At 67.9% G+C, this 16,433-nt stretch carries 16 protein-coding genes and 1 other RNA gene; 4 read left to right on the top strand and 13 right to left on the bottom strand.

Annotation, left to right across the window (positions count from 1 at the left end; genetic code table 11):
• Positions 1-11: 11 nt before the first annotated feature.
• The gene (locus CJZ80_RS01905; protein WP_094510467.1) at positions 12-254 is read right to left on the bottom strand and encodes a hypothetical protein; all 243 of its coding nucleotides are present in this window, start codon (positions 252-254) and stop codon (positions 12-14) included.
• Positions 255-357: 103 nt separating this feature from the next.
• On the opposite strand from CJZ80_RS01905, the gene CJZ80_RS01900 reads away from it, so the two are divergent.
• Both CJZ80_RS01900 and CJZ80_RS01895 read left to right on the top strand, forming a co-directional pair.
• Complete coding sequence (locus CJZ80_RS01900; protein ID WP_094510466.1) at positions 358-1,551, top strand: glycosyltransferase; 1,194 nt, start codon at positions 358-360, stop codon at positions 1,549-1,551.
• Between the two features lie 259 nt (positions 1,552-1,810).
• Positions 1,811-2,641, top strand: coding sequence for a sugar transferase (locus tag CJZ80_RS01895; RefSeq protein ID WP_233132722.1), 831 nt, complete (start codon positions 1,811-1,813; stop codon positions 2,639-2,641).
• A 123-nt stretch (positions 2,642-2,764) separates the two neighbouring features.
• Here CJZ80_RS01895 and CJZ80_RS01890 read toward each other — a convergent pair whose 3' ends face one another.
• The 6 genes from CJZ80_RS01890 to CJZ80_RS01865 form a co-directional block, all read right to left on the bottom strand.
• A complete protein-coding gene (locus CJZ80_RS01890; RefSeq protein ID WP_233132721.1) occupies positions 2,765-3,901 on the bottom strand; it encodes a CobD/CbiB family cobalamin biosynthesis protein in 1,137 nt (378 codons plus the stop codon).
• Entirely contained in the window at positions 3,898-5,187 is a 1,290-nt protein-coding gene (locus tag CJZ80_RS01885) for a hypothetical protein (RefSeq protein WP_094510354.1), read from the bottom strand. The genes CJZ80_RS01890 and CJZ80_RS01885 overlap by 4 nt, the downstream gene beginning before the upstream one ends.
• Before the next feature lie 16 nt (positions 5,188-5,203).
• Entirely contained in the window at positions 5,204-6,199 is a 996-nt protein-coding gene (ilvC, locus tag CJZ80_RS01880) for a ketol-acid reductoisomerase (protein WP_094510353.1), read from the bottom strand.
• A gap of 59 nt (positions 6,200-6,258) precedes the next feature.
• A complete protein-coding gene (locus CJZ80_RS01875; protein ID WP_094510352.1) occupies positions 6,259-6,861 on the bottom strand; it encodes an ATP-dependent Clp protease proteolytic subunit in 603 nt (200 codons plus the stop codon).
• Between the two features lie 85 nt (positions 6,862-6,946).
• Positions 6,947-7,618 carry an ATP-dependent Clp protease proteolytic subunit gene (locus tag CJZ80_RS01870; protein ID WP_094510351.1) on the bottom strand — a complete coding sequence of 224 codons (672 nt, stop codon included), beginning with the start codon at positions 7,616-7,618 and terminating at the stop codon, positions 6,947-6,949.
• 30 nt (positions 7,619-7,648) lie between these two features.
• Positions 7,649-8,761 carry a PIN/TRAM domain-containing protein gene (locus CJZ80_RS01865; RefSeq protein WP_094510350.1) on the bottom strand — a complete coding sequence of 371 codons (1,113 nt, stop codon included), beginning with the start codon at positions 8,759-8,761 and terminating at the stop codon, positions 7,649-7,651.
• Between the two features lie 89 nt (positions 8,762-8,850).
• Between CJZ80_RS01865 and hemW the strand changes: the two genes are divergently transcribed.
• Positions 8,851-10,152, top strand: a complete 1,302-nt coding sequence (hemW, locus tag CJZ80_RS01860) for a radical SAM family heme chaperone HemW (RefSeq protein ID WP_144036869.1) — start codon at positions 8,851-8,853, stop codon at positions 10,150-10,152.
• Here the strand turns inward: hemW and panB are convergent.
• A complete protein-coding gene (gene panB / locus CJZ80_RS01855; protein ID WP_094510463.1) occupies positions 10,034-10,846 on the bottom strand; it encodes a 3-methyl-2-oxobutanoate hydroxymethyltransferase in 813 nt (270 codons plus the stop codon). The genes hemW and panB overlap by 119 nt on opposite strands.
• 46 nt (positions 10,847-10,892) lie before the next feature.
• On the opposite strand from panB, the gene ffs reads away from it, so the two are divergent.
• Positions 10,893-10,989, top strand: an RNA gene (gene ffs / locus CJZ80_RS01850) — signal recognition particle sRNA small type.
• 171 nt (positions 10,990-11,160) lie between these two features.
• Here the strand turns inward: ffs and ftsZ are convergent.
• The 5 genes from ftsZ to miaB form a co-directional block, all read right to left on the bottom strand.
• Entirely contained in the window at positions 11,161-12,321 is a 1,161-nt protein-coding gene (ftsZ, locus tag CJZ80_RS01845) for a cell division protein FtsZ (RefSeq protein WP_369802968.1), read from the bottom strand.
• 169 nt (positions 12,322-12,490) lie between these two features.
• Positions 12,491-13,333 (bottom strand): cell division protein FtsQ/DivIB, encoded by an 843-nt coding sequence (locus CJZ80_RS01840; protein WP_233132719.1) that lies wholly within the window; start codon positions 13,331-13,333, stop codon positions 12,491-12,493.
• Entirely contained in the window at positions 13,330-13,740 is a 411-nt protein-coding gene (locus tag CJZ80_RS01835) for a hypothetical protein (RefSeq protein WP_094510347.1), read from the bottom strand. Before CJZ80_RS01835 ends, CJZ80_RS01840 begins: the two co-directional genes overlap by 4 nt.
• Positions 13,737-14,834: a D-alanine--D-alanine ligase family protein gene (locus CJZ80_RS01830; RefSeq protein ID WP_094510346.1), complete on the bottom strand. Its 1,098-nt coding sequence runs from the start codon at positions 14,832-14,834 to the stop codon at positions 13,737-13,739. Before CJZ80_RS01830 ends, CJZ80_RS01835 begins: the two co-directional genes overlap by 4 nt.
• Before the next feature lie 73 nt (positions 14,835-14,907).
• Positions 14,908-16,344 carry a tRNA (N6-isopentenyl adenosine(37)-C2)-methylthiotransferase MiaB gene (gene miaB / locus CJZ80_RS01825; RefSeq protein WP_094510345.1) on the bottom strand — a complete coding sequence of 479 codons (1,437 nt, stop codon included), beginning with the start codon at positions 16,342-16,344 and terminating at the stop codon, positions 14,908-14,910.
• Positions 16,345-16,433 lie beyond the last annotated feature (89 nt).

Here is a 16,433-nt window from a genome sequence, read left to right as displayed (position 1 = left end):
TTCCGCAGGCCTCAGGAATGGAACAGCAGCACCAGGCCCTTACGGAGCTGGTGAAACTCGCGCTCCTCCCGGCTCAGATCCAGACCCACCAGCAGGCCTTCCTTCAGTGCCACCTCGAAGGGAGGTACAGCTGGCGGTTGACCCGCACGCCAAAGCGCGGCGATGCCTACAGCCGTGGCATGCCACTGGAAGCAGTCGGTCTCGCCGATCGAGGGTTCCTCGAGGGCGTCTTCAAGCAGATCGCGAATCGGCATGGCGACCATGGACTGGGTTCAGCATCCAGACCAGCGGCAGGGATGGCAATCCACTGAGAGCTTTCGTGACCTCGCAGGCCATCGGAGCGCCTACCGTGCCGCCATGCCCAGGGTGCCCGACCAGATCGCCCTCGTTCACGAGTGGTTCACCCCCCGGTCCGTGGGCGGCTCGGAGCTGGTGGTCCAGGAAATGGACGCCCTGCTGCATCCGCACCTGTTCGCGCTTGTGGACGGGGAAAGCCGCCGGTCCCAGAGCTGGCTGCACAGGCGCACGATCCGCACCTCCTTCATCCAGCAACTGCCCTGGGGGGTCAGTCACGTACAGCAGTATCTGCCCCTGCTGCCCCTGGCGATCGAACAGCTCGACCTGCGGGGCTATCCGCTGGTGCTGAGCAGCTCCCATCTGGTTGCCAAGGGCGTGCTCACCGACCCCGAACAGCTGCACGTCAGTTACGTGCACACCCCGGTGCGCTACGCCTGGGACCAGATGCACGCCTACCTGTCGCGCTCCGCCATCGCCCGCAGTCCGCTGGGGCCGCTGCTGCGCTGGCAGCTGCACCAACTGCGTCAGTGGGACGTGGTCAGTGCCGGTCGCGTCGATCGGATCCTCGCCAACTCCCGCTTCACCGCACGCCGCATCCGGCGCTACTGGGGCCGCCGTAGTGCGGTGCTGCACCCACCGGTGGCGGTCGATCGCTTCGATTGCCATCTGCCCCGCGACGACTTCTATCTCTCCGTCTGCCGGTTGGTGCCCTACAAGCGGGTGGACCTGATGGTGGAGGCCTTCAACCGCACCGGTCTGCCGTTGTGGCTGGTGGGTGACGGGCCGGAACGGCAGCGCCTGGAGCAGCTGGCGGGTCCGAGCGTGCGTTTCCTCGGGCGCTGTTCGGAGGAGGAGGTGAACGGCCTGATGGGTCGCTGCCGAGCGTTTCTGCATGCCGGCCTGGAGGATTTCGGCATCGCGCCGGTGGAGGCCATGGCGGCGGGAGCGCCTGTGATCGGTCTGGGGCAGGGGGGCCTGCTCGACAGTGTCCGTTGCCTCAACAGCGGCAGCGCGCACCCCACCGGCCTGTTGTTCGACGCGCCCACCAGCTCCAGCCTCGTGGCAGCCCTGGAGCAGTTCGAACAGCAACGCCTCTGGTCCCGGTTCCCGCCAGAGCGGCAACGGGCATGGGCCGAGACCTTCGCCCCCGAGCGCTTCCGGGAGCGGCTGCTGGGCTTACTGGAGCGCTACTGGCAGCAGCACGGGGTCCGCCTGAATCAGGGCCGTCAGCCCCTTCCATGGCCCCAGGGCTGAGCCACGGCTCCAGGGGAACGCACACTCTGAGTTGAGCCTGCCGGAGCCGAGCGGCTTGCCAGAGCGCGCAAAGGTAAGCATCGCTCAGAGTTGAACAGAGCCCCATGGTGAGCAGGGCGCTGCGTCGTGCGGCAGTTTGCGTCCAGAACTGTGGACCTCAAGCGTGCTGAGAGGCCCTGGCTGTGCCTCTGGTCTGAGTGACCTTGCTGGCTTGTGGGAGAACAAAACGATTTTTAGAGTTTCAACACCAAGGGGCGAGATGGTGAACGCCAGCAGCAACCCCTACAGACCCGCCACCCCGCCACCGTTCCTGTCCGCATCAGCGACCCCTTCCACCCTTTCCCACTCCGCCGCCCTGTCCGCCACTTCCTCCGCCATCACCCCGCTGCCAGGCAGGAGATCCGCACTCACTGCCGTGCCGACTTCCCGCGATCGGCCCACCGCGGCGCAATTGATCGAAGCCCAGAGCACCACATCCCGGGTGGTCAAGCGGACCGGTGACATCGTCTTTTCGCTGGCGGTGCTAGGGCTCGGTAGCCCGTTGTTCCTGATGTTGGCAGCCCTAGTAAAGGTGAGTTCGCCTGGGCCGGTGTTCTACGTGCAGCGGCGCATCGGACGGGGCTTCCGCGATTTCGGTTGCATCAAATTCCGCACCATGCGTAAAGATGCTGACCTCATGCTTCAGGCGTTGCTCGAGCAATCCCCTGAACTCAAACGCGAATACGGCAAGGATTTCAAACTCAAGGCCGATCCCAGGATCACACCGATTGGCCGCTTTCTGCGTCGCTCCAGCCTTGATGAGCTGCCCCAATTCCTCAATGTGCTTCGAGGTGAGATGAGCGTGGTGGGTCCCCGGCCGATCGTCAGGGACGAGCTCAGGCGCTACGGGCGCCGCATGAATGAGGTGCTGGCAGTAAGGCCCGGGATTACCGGCCTCTGGCAGGTGTCGGGGCGCAACAATCTCCGCTACGCCGAACGGGTGCGGATGGATGTGGCCTATGCCCGCCACCGCAGCTTGTGCGCCGATCTTTCGATCATTCTGCGCACTGTGGGGGTGGTCCTCTTCCCGAGAGACCGCGGCGCATACTGAGCAACGCAGACTGGTTGGCGTCCGGCAAACCGAGTTTTCCGAGCGCAGCCAGCCGCGTCTGACGGCATTGGAAGCCCGTCAGTCGCAGGCAGCCAGAGTCAAGCCGCGCGTGACAACCAGGAGTCAACGCGGTCTCAGGGCCGCGATGAGCACCAGCAGCGGTAACGCCACGAGCAGCCACAGCAGCTCCAGTTGCCGGGACAGCCGCAACAGGCGCTCCACGCCTGCCTGGTCTGCTGCCGGCCAGCCCGCCCCGAGCACCGGTTTGTCGATCCGCACACCGCCGTAGTGATTGGCGCCGCCAAGGCGCAGGTGGGCGGCGGCAGCGAAGGCCGCCTGTGACACGCCCGCATTCGGCGACGGGTCGGGGCCGCCCTCCCGCAAGGCCAGCCGCAGCTGGGCCACGGCCTGCGAACGGCCGGCCTGCAACAGCGGGAGGGTGAGTGCCACCAGGCGGCAGGGCAACCAGGTGAGCAGGTCGTCGAGCCGGGCGCCGGCGGTGCCCAGCCAGCGCAGCCGCCCACGCCGGTACCCCAGCATCGAATCCAGCGTGCTGCTGGCCTTGAAGGCCCAGCCGAGCGCCAGCGGCCCGGGCACAGGGGGCACACCGTGGGCCAGGGTGTGCCCAGTCACGATCAGACCGTCTGCGGAGACCATCAGGCCCGCTGCAGGCGGCATCAATCCAGCCGTCAGCCAGAGGCCGGCGCCCACAAGCAGCCAGAAGAGCGGGGCAAACAGCCCGTCCACGCTGTTTTCGGCGGCGGTTTCTGCGGCTGCCCGCAGGATGCCGGCCTCGTCCAGCTGGTCGACGTCACGGCCCACGATCCACGCCAGGCGAGCCCTGGCCTCCGCCAGTGCCTCGGGAGAGGGCGGGGCCTCGGCCGGATGCCGCTCCAGCGGCGCCACCGCCGCCCGCACCGCCTGCTCCAGGCTTGCTCCCGCCAGGCAGCTGGTCAGGCCCAGCCAGAGCAGCGGCAGACCCAGCGCCGGCTGGCGCCAGGCCAGCGCCTCCAGCAGCCAACCGGCGCCAGCACTGCCGCCCACCAAGAGCACGGTGATGCAGGCACCGGCCAGGCGAAGCCGCCCAGGCCGATCGCCGGCCCAGGCTTCTGCGCTCCGGCGCAAGACGCTGATCCACCAACCCATCACCTGCACCGGATGCAGCCAGCCGGCGGGATCGCCGAGCCAGCGGTCAAGTCCGCAGGCCGCTGCCACGGTCAGCCAGGCCAGCAGGGCAGCAGCTGCACCGCTGCTGCTCAAGCCAGTCCTCGGCGGCGGCCCGCCAGTGACAGGGGCACGGCGGCGGCGGCGAACGCCAGCACCTGCAGGGGCAGCGCCAGAGGCAGACCAAGCAACTGGGCGGTGCCGCCCATCAGCAGGCTGCCGGCCAGGGCTCCGACACCACTGGAGCGCGCCAGGATCTGCCACCGCAGCGGCTCGTCCGTGGCGGAGTCATCTGGATGAGTGTCCAGCGTGGCCACCAGCCGGGCATCGCTCAAAGCGGCCAGGCCCCCCATCGGCAGGAACAGCACCAGGGAGCCCCAGCCCGGCAGCCACTGGGTGGCCGCCAGCGTGAAGGCCAGCAGGAGGTAGGGAAGGCCCCCCCGGGCCGGATGCAACCGCCACGGCCCGGCGAGCGCCGCTGTGGCAACGAGGGCAGGCGGGGACGGCAGGGAGCCAGCGGGTCCTGCGGCGGCCAGGAGGCGTCCCAGCCCGTAGGCGGTGAGCACCATGCCGAAATCGAAGCAGCTGCCCCCCCCGAGCTGACGCACCCAGAGGGGCAGCAAGCCGAACAGGCTGCCGAACAGAACCCCCTGCAGGCAGCAGCGCCAGTTCAAGGACACGCCGCCGCCAGGGTTGGCCCCAGCGGCCGCCGCCACTGCGGTGGAAGCGGCTACGGCGGAAGCTGTTAAGGCCGTAGAGGATCCTGCTGAGGCGAGATCTGGGCCTGAGCGAGGGGGGAGGTGGCGACGACCCGGGCGGCGCGAGAGCAGGGCAGCAGGCAGCAGCGGCAGCAGCAGCACGAGTGCCTGCGAGAACTGCAGCACCGCCTTGCCGATCGGAAACAGCAGGGCCGTGAGCAGGTGGCCCAGCAGGGCGCCGAGCTCGGAGCCGGAGCGCAGACGCCGCATTGAAATCCCCTGGACTCCCACGAGGAACCGCTGCAGCGGCAGCTGGCCGATCTGCAGGCCCAGTCCGAACAGCAGCACCGCCAGCAAGGCCAGCGCCAGGGGCAGGACAACACCGCCGCCGACCGCAGCAGAGGCTGCGCCAGTGGCTGAGGCAGTAGCCGTGGCAGGGTCGAGGTTCTGGCCGTGCAGCCCGATGGCCAGCAGCAGCAGGGTGGCGAGCAGTTGCAACAGGCTGCCCAGCAACGGCTGCTGCGGTAACGGCATCAGTGCCGCCGCCGTGGCCAGCACGGGCAGGAGGCTGTTGATCAGCGGCGAGGCCGTGAGGCCGCTCACCAGCCAGGCCGCGGACGCCAGGGTGAGGCTGGCGCTTGCCTGGGCACTTCCCCAGGCCAGGGAAAGCAGGCCGCGGCGCATGGCTGGCTGCTCAGGATCAGGCCACTTTGAGCCAGCTGAACATGGCGCGCAGCCCCTTGCCGACCTTCTCGATCGGATGGTGGGCATCGCGCTCGCGGGCGGCGGTCATGGCGGGCTTGCCCGCCTCACATTCGGCCACGAAATTGCGGGCGAAGGTGCCGTCCTGGATGTCGGCGAGGATGCGCTTCATCTCCGCTTTGGTGTCGTCGGTGATCAGGCGCGGGCCGCTCACGTAATCGCCGTATTCGGCGGTATTGGAGATCGAATCGCGCATGGCGGTGAGACCGCCCTTCACCATCAGATCCACGATCAGCTTCACTTCGTGCAGGCACTCGAAATAGGCCAGCTCGGGCTGATAGCCGGCATCCACCAGGGTTTCGAAGCCTGCTTTCACCAGTTCGCTGAGGCCACCGCAGAGCACGGCCTGTTCGCCGAACAGGTCGGTTTCGGTTTCCTCCTTGAAGTTGGTTTCAAGGATGCCGGCGCGGGTGCCGCCGATTGCCTTGGCGTAGGCCATGGCCAGGGGCCGGGCCTGGCCGCTGGCGTCCTGCTCGATCGCGAACAGGGCGGGCACGCCCTGGCCGTTCTGGTATTCCCAGCGCACGGTGTGGCCAGGACCCTTGGGGGCGATCATCACCACGTCAACGTCCTTGGGAGGCACCACCAAGCCGAAGCGGATGTTGAAGCCGTGGGCGAAGCTGAGGATCTTGCCGGCGCTCAGATGGGGCGCGATTTCGGCGTCGTAGACCTTCTTCTGGGTTTCGTCGGGCAGGAGCACCATGATCCAGTCGGCCCGCTCGGCCGCCTCGGCCACGCTGAGCACTTCCAAGCCATCGGCTTTGGCCTTCTCGGCCGAGCGGCTGCCTTCATAAAGGCCCACCACCACATTCACCCCACTGTCCTTGAGGTTCAGGGCATGGGCGTGGCCCTGGGAGCCATAGCCGATGATGGCCACCGTTTTGCCGTCAAGCAGGCTCAGATCGGCGTCGGAGTCGTAGAAAAGCTGGGCCATCCGGCGAATCGGGCAGGGCAAACAGCGACTTTACGGTCGCGCCCCACCCGACCTCGGGCTCAGACCTCGCTGGGGTGGTCGATCACCCGATCGATCAGCCCGTAAGCCTTGGCCTCGGCGGCACTGAGGAAGTAGTCGCGGTCGGTGTCTTTGGCGATCTTCTCCAGGCTCTGGCCGGACATGTCCGCCAGACTCTGGTTGAGCATGTCCTTGATGCGCAGGATCTCGCGCGCCTCGATCTCGATGTCGCTGGCCTGGCGCTGGCTGGTGCCGCCAAGGGGCTGGTGGATCATGATCCGCGCGTGCGGCAGGGCGAGCCGTTTGCCCTTGGTGCCTGCCGCCAACAGGAAGGCGCCCATACTGGCCGCCAGACCCACGCAGATGGTGATCACCTCCGACTTCACATACTGGATGGTGTCGAAGATCGCCAGACCCGCCGTAACCGAGCCACCCGGCGAGTTGATGTAGAGGTAGATCGGTTTGCTGTTGTCGTCGGAATCGAGGTAGAGCATCTGCGCCACCAGGCTGTTAGCGATGCCGTCGTTCACCTCCGAGCCCAGAAAGAGAATGCGCTCCACGCCGAGCCGCGTGTAGATGTCCACCCAGCGCTCGTACTGGCTGCCGGGGAGACGGTAAGGAACGCTGGGGGTGCCGATGGGCATGGCGAGGGAGTGGTGAGGGTGCGGAAAACGTTGCGGGAACAGGAAGGCGGAAACAAGCAGGCAGGAGTGGCCGGCCCGCGCGGCATCAGACGGCGCCAGCCAGTGGCACCGGCACCTTCTGGGTGGTGAGGATGCGGTCGATCAGGCCGTATTCCAGAGCCTCGCGGGGGGTGAGGTAGGTCATGCGGTCGGAGTCCTTGCTGAGCTGCTCCACGCTGCGGCCGGTGGTTTCCGAAAGCATCTCCAGCATGGTGCGCTTGTTGGTGAGCACTTCCTGGGCGCGGATCTGGATGTCGCTGGCCTGGCCGCGGGCGCCGGAGCGGGGCTGGTGCAGCACGATCGACGCATGGGGCAGGGCCGCCCGGTGCCCCTTGGCCCCAGCCGAGAGGATCATCGCGGCGGTGCCCATCGCCTGGCCGATGCAGATCGTGTGCACCGGCGGCTTCACGTAGCGGATCGTGTCGCAGATAGCGAAGGCCTCGGTTTCAAAGCCGATCGCGTCACCGGAATACCAGCTGGTGCCGGTGGAATTGATATAGAAGAAGATCGGCTTCTCGGGATTATCGAACTCCAGATAAAGCATCTGGGCGATGATCAGCTCGGTCACGTCCACGCCCATCTGGCGCTTGGCGTCGTCGTCGGAGAAGAGGGGCAGGCCCAGGTAAACGATGCGTTCCTTGAGCAGCAGCGACGGCAGGTCGGGCGGCGGTGTGCGCATCACGGCGGAATCGCCGTAGTAGGGAGCCGACACCGACATCAGGGAACGCCCGGAAAACCTCTTGGGAGCCTAGCGGGGGCCTGCGGGCTGACGGACCTCGGCGGCAGGTCGGGGATCCTCATGGTCGCAGCGGGCGAACACCATGCGGCCGGTGGGCGTCTGCAGGGCGCCCGTGACAGTGACCGGCAGCCGCTGGCCGATGCGCTTGCGGGCAGCCTCCACCACCACCATGGTGCCGTCTTCCAGGTAACCCACGCCCTGATCGGCCTCCTTGCCTTCACGCACGATCTTGAGCTGCAGGGCATCGCCTGGTTGCACCTCAGGCCGCAGGGCCACCACCAGGGCGCTGAGGTTCATCACCTTGAGCTCCTGCACCTGGGCCACCTTGGCCAGGTTGTAGTCAGCGGTGAGCAGGGTGCCGCCGGTGTCGGCGGTGAGCTTGAGCAGCTTCTCGTCGGCGCCGCTGCCCTCGTAGCGGGTGCTGTTCACCACCAGGCGGCGGCCGTAGGTTTCCCGCAGCGCCGCCAGCAGGTTGAGGCCGCGCCGGCCCTTGCCCCTTTTCTCGGCGTTGCCGGAATCGGCCAGTTGCTGCAGTTCGTCGATCACCGCCTGGGCCACGATCACCTGGCCCTCCAGCAATCCCGACTCCAGCAGCCCCCGGATGCGGCCGTCGATGATCACGCTGGTGTCGAGGATCTTGGCGGTGGCGGGCTGCAGCACCCCTTCGGCCACCAGCAACGCCTCGGCGCTGGAGGGGTTGAACAGGCGCAGCAGGGTGCGGCCGTGCACCTCGGCCAGGTTGTAGCCCAGCACGCCGAAGAACACGTTGCTGAGGATCGCCGCCAACGGCTTGACGAACACCACCTCCCAGGGAAGCGGCAGCAGCAGGATCGGCGCCAGCAGCAGGTTGGCCACCAGCAGCCCCAGGATCAAGCCCACCGCCCGGCTCACCAGCAGGTCGGTGGGCATGGTGCGCACCTGCCGCATCAGCCGGCGGCGCAGCAGCTGGAAGAAGAAGCCCGCCAACAGACCGAAGAAGGCACCGAAACCGCCCAGCACCCAGCGCAGGCCCTCCAGATTGGTGACCTGGATCAGCAGGTTTTCCGGCAGCAGATCCACCCCCAGCCAGCCGGTGGCGGCGCCGGAGATGAGAAACAGCAGCAGGATGAGCGGATCCACCATGGGTTCGGTTGTGGGGTCCCTCAGCTCAGGACCTGCAGCATGCCCGATTCCGGTCGCTTTGACCGGGCGTCGTAACCGACCATTTGGCGATGGACATCCCCACCACTGGTGAATCCCGGGGGCCGCGCAGCGCCTATGTGCATATCCCGTTCTGTCAGCGGCGCTGCTTCTACTGCGACTTCGCCGTGGTGCCGCTCGGTGATCGGGCCGATGGCGCCAGCTCCGGCTCGATCCAGGCCTACCTGAGGCTGCTGCTGAGCGAAATCGCCGCCAGCCCCGCCGGCCCGCCGCTCTCCACGGTGTATCTGGGGGGTGGCACACCTTCGCTGCTCACCCCTGGCCAGATCCGCACCGTGCTGGAGGCGTTGAAGCAGCGCTACGGCATCGCCGCCGGGGCCGAGATCACCCTGGAGATGGATCCCGCCAGTTTTGATCGCCCCCGGCTCGATGGTGTGCTGGCGGCGGGGGTGAACCGCGTCAGCCTGGGGGGCCAGAGCTTCGATGACGGGGTGCTGGAGCGGCTGGGGCGGCGCCACCGGCGCCGGGATCTGTTGGAAGCGGCCAGCTGGTTGCAGCAGGCGCGCCAGCACGGTGACCTGCGCAGCTGGAGCCTGGATCTGATTCAGGGCCTGCCGCAGCAGGACCTGGCCCACTGGCGCGGGCAACTGGAGCAGGCCCTTGCCCTGAGCCCGCCCCACCTCTCGATCTACGACCTGATCGTGGAGCCCGGCACCGTGTTCGCCAGGCGGCAACAGCAGGGCCAGCTGGAGCTGCCGGAGCCGGATCTGGGCGCCGACCTGATGGATCTCACCGGGGAGCGCCTGCGCGCGGCTGGCTACGGCCACTACGAGATCTCCAACTACGCCAGGCCTGGCCACGCTTCCCGCCATAACCGCGTGTACTGGAGCGGCGCGGGTTGGTGGGGCTTCGGCATGGGTGCCACCTCGGCGCCTTACGGCCTGCGGCTGGCCCGGCCCCGTACCCGCGCGGCCTATGCCGCCTGGTTGACAGAGGGGATGGAACAGCCCAAAGCCACAGAAACAGACCAGCCGGCAACTGAGCCCAGCGGTGGCGGCATGGCGTTCGATGAACTGATGATCGTGGGGCTGCGGCGGCGCGAGGGGGTGGCCATGGCCGAGCTGGCCCGCCGCCATGGCCTCAGCAACGCCGACCTCGAGGATCTGTTGGCCCAGCTCTCAGGCGCCCACTGCCGCGAACTGTTGCGGATCGAGGGGGGGCGCTGGCGGCTCAGCGATCCCGCCGGCCTCGCCCTCAGCAATGCGGTGCTGCGGGTGATGGTCGAATGGTGGGAGCAGCGGGCGTCCAGTCTTCCGTCCATTGGCGCAGGGCCTGCACCGCCAGCTGGCGCCCATCGATCAGTGGCGGACTGAACGGCGGCTGCCGGCTGGTCAGTCCGAGCAGATCGGCCGTGACCCGCACCTGGCCGTCGCAGTCGTCGCCGGCACCGATGCCGATCACAGGAATCGCGAGCTGGCTCCGCAGGCTGGAAGCCAGCGGGGCAGGCACATGCTCCAGAACCAGGGCGAAGCAGCCGGCCGCCTCCAGATCCCTGGCCTGGCGCCGCAACCGTTCCTGGCTGATCGGATCGTTCGCCTGGCGCCGGTAGCCCAGCTGGTGCACCGACTGGGGGGTGAGACCGAGGTGCCCCATCACCGGCACGCCACTGCGCACCAGCCGGTCCACCACCTGCACGGTTTCCGCCTCACCGCCTTCCAGCTTCACCGCCGCCGCCTCGGTTTCCTTCAGCACCCGGCCGGCGGCAGCCATGGCCAGATCACCGCCGCACTGATAACTGAGAAAGGGCAGATCACAGATCACCATGGGCCGCTCCGCCGCAGCGCCCTGTAGGCCGCGGCCCACCGCCTTGGTGTGGTGGATCATTTCCTCCAGCGTGACCGGCAAGGTGGTGGCGTGGCCGAGCACCACCATCGCCAGCGAATCGCCCACAAGCACCGCTTCCACGCCGGCGGCCTGCACCAGCGCTGCCGAGAGGGCATCCCAGGCAGTGAGCACCCGGATCGGCAGACCGGCCTGCTTGCGTTGGATCAGATCTGCAGGGCGCAGGGGCACGCGAGCTAGGGCGCAGGCACCCCCTTGCTAGCATCGCCACGACTCGGACCCACGCGGCCCGGACGCCCAAATCTGGTCAGGCCTGGAAGGGAGCAGCCACACGGGATGCTCCAGGCAGGCGTGGTCTCCGGGTCACCCTCTTCAACACAGGCGTTTCGGCTTTCAACGCAGGCCTTCCGCCGCTTAGACCCGCCGGCCAAGCTGCTACGCCGCTAGCCCTGGATAGAACGGGATCAGCTCCACTGAAATCCGCGCAGGCCGTAGCTCATCGCCAGACGCCCTTAGGAACCCTCGACCTGGCTGACGCTTCACTCCTCGCGGGGGTGGGACTGGCGGTTGAGCAGGAAGGGAGGAATCTTGGCGCCGCGGTGATCGGCGGGGGATTCGGCGGCTGGCGGCGTGGCGAAGGAGGGGGTGGAGCGTTCTGAGCGGTAAGGAGCACCACTCTCAAAGCCAGTGGCGATCACGGTCACGTGGATCTCGCCCTCGAGGAGGTCGTCGACGACGGCGCCAATGATGATGTTGGCGTCGGGGTCGACCATGTCGTAAATGACCTCCGCCGCGGTGGTCATGTCCTCAAGGGTCATGTCCTTGCCGCCGCTCACATTGATGACACAGCCCTTGGCGCCGTCGATGCGGGCCGATTCCAGCAGCGGGCTGCTCATCGCCGCCTGAGCGGCCTCGATCGCGCGGGAGCGCCCCGAGCCCACGCCGATGCCCAGCAGAGCGGTGCCCGCAAGGGTCATCACCGAGCGCACGTCAGCAAAGTCGACGTTCACCAGGCCCGGTTTGGTGATGATGTCGCTGATGCCCTTGACGCCCTGGCGCAGGACGTCGTCGGCGTGACGGAAGGCTTCCTGGAGGGGAGCGCCGGCAATGGCATCGCGCAGGCGGTCGTTGGGGATGACGATCAGGGTGTCGACGTGCTCCGCCAGACGGGCGATGCCCTCCTCAGCCTGGCGCAGCCGCTTGCGACCCTCGAAACTGAATGGCTTGGTGACGATCCCCACGGTGAGGGCGCCGCACTCCTTGGCCACCTCGGCAAGGATCGGTGCGGCACCGGTGCCCGTGCCACCCCCCATGCCTGCGGCGATGAACACCAGATCGGCACCCTGCATCGCTTCCTGGAGCTCATTGCGGGACTCTTCCGCCGCTTTCTGACCGATGGCAGGGTTGCCACCGGCACCGAGGCCGCGGGTGAGTTTCTGGCCGAGCTGCAGCCGGTTCTGGGCCTGGGAGAGGAGCAGGGCCTGGGCGTCGGTGTTGAGAACGCGGAAGCCCACCCCCTGCAGATCGGAAGCGATCATCCGGTTCACGGCGTTGCTTCCTCCACCACCGACGCCGATCACCTCGATGCGGGCCGTCTGGCTGGGAACGATGCCGTTGCTGCTGGGATGAGAAGAAGTCACGGCGTGTCCGTTGGAGCCAACGTGGTCGACGAGGGGGAGGCCTTCCGGTGCAGTCTCCATCAAGCGCGCTGAACCGTTCATCTCGGACAGCATTATGTCCTTCAGGTGCGGGAAAAGGATTGTCTGATCCCACACATTCGCCCGAATCTTCCATTCTCGCAACCGAGCCCGTCAGGTGAGGAGAAAGGCCTGAGCACACGGGCTGGCAGCTGCAACGGCATCGGTGGTCTCAGTTGGTCGTGGGTGGGGTACGGCGAGGGGCGGCAGACGCAGGCGTGCGCACGCTGAGGCCCAGTTCCGGTCGGTCGGGATCGCTCAGATCGATCGTGTTCACCGGCTTGCCCTTCACCCGGGCAGGAAGCTCCTCTTCCAGATGCTCCAGCACCTCGAGGCGACGGGTGAGCTGGCCATCTGGGGGCCCCAGGCGCACCTCGCCCAGGTTGCGGGTGAGCAGCACGATCGTGCCGGTGGGCTCGAAGCGGATCTGGCTGAGGTTTCCACCCAGCTGTTCCCGTTCAGCCAACACCTGGGCCAGGGGCGCTCGGTAGGCCGGCTGCCAGCCCAGCACCAGCAGGCTGCTGGGTGAGACGCCGCCGGATTTGGCCGTCAGCTGGTGGGGGCCGCAGTTCATCCAGTTGCCGAGCCGGTCCACACAGCCCCGCTGGAGGCCGGCAGGGGTGCGGCGTTCAGCCATGGCCACTGCCTGGCGATCGACCAGATCGATGCGCAGACGGGGCGGCAGCATCAGGCGCTGGACGCCCACCTGCTCCACCGGCAACGTCGCCGCCAGCCGGTCCTTGAGCTCCCGTGGCTGCAGGCTCAACAGGGTGAGTGGAAAGCGCAGCTGGGCGGCGCGGATCACCTCCTCGCGGCTCACCTGCTCACTGCCGATCACCAGCACCTGATCCGGCCCCCGCAACGACCAGCCCTGGCGCAGCAGCCCGTACCCCAGACCGGCGGCACCAGCGGAGAGCAGCAGCAGACGCCAGACATTGCGCAGGCGCTCATTGCGGCGCTGAAGGCGCAACTGGCGGCGCCGCTCCACCCCAGGAGGCAGAGGGGCCTGGCTCACAGCTCGCAACGGGAGCGGGCCATCAGGTCGTGCATCCAGCGGCGTGCACGCTCGGCATCGGAGAAGGGCACATCCTTCTGCACCCCGTTGCCCACCAGCCTGAGCCGGCAGCTGCCCTGGCTTTCTTCGGTGAGCGGCGCATCACCGGATCCAAGCGCCATCAGCTCAAGCAATTCCAGCTTGCTGATCTGGAACTCGCCCTGGGGCTTGAGTTGCCCCGCTTCAAACGTGCTCCAGATCAGCTGGCCGTCGCGCAGGAGCGCCGCCCCACAGCCATCGAGCTTGGCCAGCTCCGCCCCCAAGGCCCAGTCGCGGAAGAGACGCTGCCGCCGGCGCTCCAGCCAGCCCAGCGCCGTGAGCAATACAAACACCAGCAGCAGCGGGAGCCAGAGCAATCCGTGCGTCATGCCGCCTGAGCTCCTGCCTGCAGATCACGGCGTGATTCTCTCGCCAACTGAACCAACTCGTGCACCAGACCCTCCAGTGGAAGGTCAGTGGCCTCCCAGAGCATCGGATACATGCTCTGGGAGGTGAAGCCCGGCAGCGTGTTGATCTCGTTGAGCCAGAGATCGCCGCTGGCCTCGTCGTAGAAGAAATCCACCCGGGCGAGCCCCTCGGCCGCCACCGCCCGGCAGGCCTCGATGGCCATGGCCCGCGCCCGCTCGCTCACCGGCTCCGCCACCGGCGCCGGGATCAGGGTGTGGCTGAGCCCTTCGCTGTACTTGGCGGTGTAGTCGTACCAGTCGGCGTCGAAGCGGATCTCGCCCACCACCGAGGCGCGCAGCTGGCGTTTGCCCAGCACGGCGCACTCCAGCTCCCGCACCTTCACGCCCCGTTCCACCACCAGGCGGTGGTCATGGCGGGCCGCTTCCCGCAGCCCGGCCAGCAGGCTGGGGCGGTCGATCGCCTTGCTGATGCCCACGGAAGAGCCGAGGTTGGCCGGTTTGATGAAGCAGGGGTAGCCAAGATGGTGCTCCAGTCGCTCGAGCAGCTTCAGGGGAACACCCTGGCCCTCCAGTTCTGCGGCATCCACGCCCTGGTAAGCCACCTGGGGCAGACCGGCGGCGGCGAAGGCGGCCTTCATCGCCAGCTTGTCCATGCCCACGGCGGAGCCGAGCACGCCGGATCCCACGAAGGGCACCTGCATCAGGCTGAACAGCCCCTGGATGGTGCCGTCCTCGCCGTTGGGGCCATGCAGCACCGGAAACCACACCTCCACATCAGCGGCGCCGGTGGGCAGGCCCTGGAAGCCGGCGCGCACCGGGGTAGCCGGCAACTGGTCGGCCGCCGGTGGCACGCCCTGGGCCAGCACCGCATCGGCCACCGCCGGCGGCCACCAGTGGCCCTGCAGGTCGATGTAGAAGCAGCAGAGGCGGTAACGGCCGACGTTGGCGCCACGGCGCAGGGCACCGGCCACCGTGACCGCCGAGCGGATCGAGACCGCGTGCTCCCCGGAGACCCCTCCGAACACCAGTCCGATCGTGCACGGGGCTGAGGGCATGGCGTCAGTCAGGCCGCAGGGCCGAAAGCGAGAGGCCAAACGTATCAGTGCTGGGAAGACGCGGCCCGCCGGCTCAGCAGCTCAGTGCCGGCACACGCGGCAGGCCGGAGAGCGAAAACGCCCGCACCGACTCAATCCTGACCGGCACCAGCGACCCCGGTTGGATCGTCCCTGCCCCCGGGGCTGCTCCCTGCTGTGCCCGGGCTGCCGCAGGGTCAGCCTCAGCGGCGGGGAAAAAGGTGAGCCGATTGGTGCGGGTGCGGCCCATCCACTGATCGGGATGCCTGGGGTTGCGCCCCTCCACCAGCACCTCTTCGGTGCGGCCCAGATAACGCAGGCTCCGCGCCCGGGCGGTGGTCTCCACCAGGGCATTGATCTCCTGGAGCCGTTCCACCTTCACGCCTTCACTCAGCTGGCCGGGCCAGCCGGCGGCGGGGGTACCGGGGCGGGGCGAGTAAGCGGCTGTGTTGACCTGGTCGAAGCCGATCTCCTCGATCAGGGCCAGGGTGCGGCGGAACTGGGCATCGGTTTCGCCGGGGAAGGCCACGATCACGTCGGCACTGATCGCCGCATCGGGCATGCGTTCCCGGATGCGCTCAAGGATGCGGCGGTAGCGCTCCACCGTGTAGCCCCGCGCCATCGCCTTGAGCACGTCGTCGTCGCCGCTCTGGAAGGGGATGTGGAAGTGCTCGCACACCTTGGGCAGCACGGCACAGGCCTCGATCAACCGTTCGGTGAAGTAGCGGGGGTGGCTGGTGGCGAAGCGGATCCGCTCGATCCCCTCCACGTCGTGCACCGCGTGCAGCAGGTCGGTGAGGGTGTGCGCGCGGCGGCCCTCCGGGGTGATGCCGGGCAGATCGCGGCCATAGGCATCGATGTTCTGGCCCAGCAGGGTGATCTCCTTGAAGCCCCGTGCCGCCAGCCCCTCGATCTCCAGCCGGATGGCCTGCGGGGTGCGGCTCTGCTCCTGGCCCCGCACCGCGGGCACCACGCAGTACGTGCAGCGCTCGTTGCAGCCGTAGATCACGTTGACCCAGCCGCAGACGGCGCTGTCGCGGCGGGCGGTGGTGATGTCTTCGAGGATGTGGTGGTCGTCGGTGGCGACCACCTGCTGACCGCTGGCCACCTGCTCCAGCAGGGTGCCGAGCCGGTTGGCGTGCTGGGGGCCCATCACCAGATCAAGCTCGGGCACGCGCCTCAGCAGCGCCGCTCCCTCCTGCTGGGCCACGCAGCCTGCCACCACCAGGGTCAGGTGGGGATTGGTGCGTTTGCGCTGGGCCTGGCGGCCCAGATAGCTGTAGACCTTCTGTTCTGCGTTGTCGCGGATCGTGCAGGTGTTGTAGAGCACCAGATCAGCGGAATGCTCATCGCTGCCTGCGGCGTAGCCCATGGCTTCGAGGATTCCGGCCATGCGCTCGGAATCGGCCTTGTTCATCTGGCAGCCGAAGGTGGTGATCCAGTAGCTGCCTTTGGTGGGTGGGGTCGCGCTCATCGCACCAGTTTCGGCCATGGCATGGATCCCTGGGCAGGGTGCGTCTGCGGATCACGGCGCGAGGAGCCGGGGATGGCGCAAACCGCCGGCCATGGCGGAGACTGCCG

The organism is Synechococcus sp. MW101C3 (assembly GCF_002252635.1).
Taxonomy (GTDB): Bacteria; Cyanobacteriota; Cyanobacteriia; order PCC-6307; family Cyanobiaceae; genus MW101C3.
The sequence above is the reverse complement of the archived record's forward strand: the minus strand, read 5'-3'. Positions and strand labels throughout refer to the sequence as shown.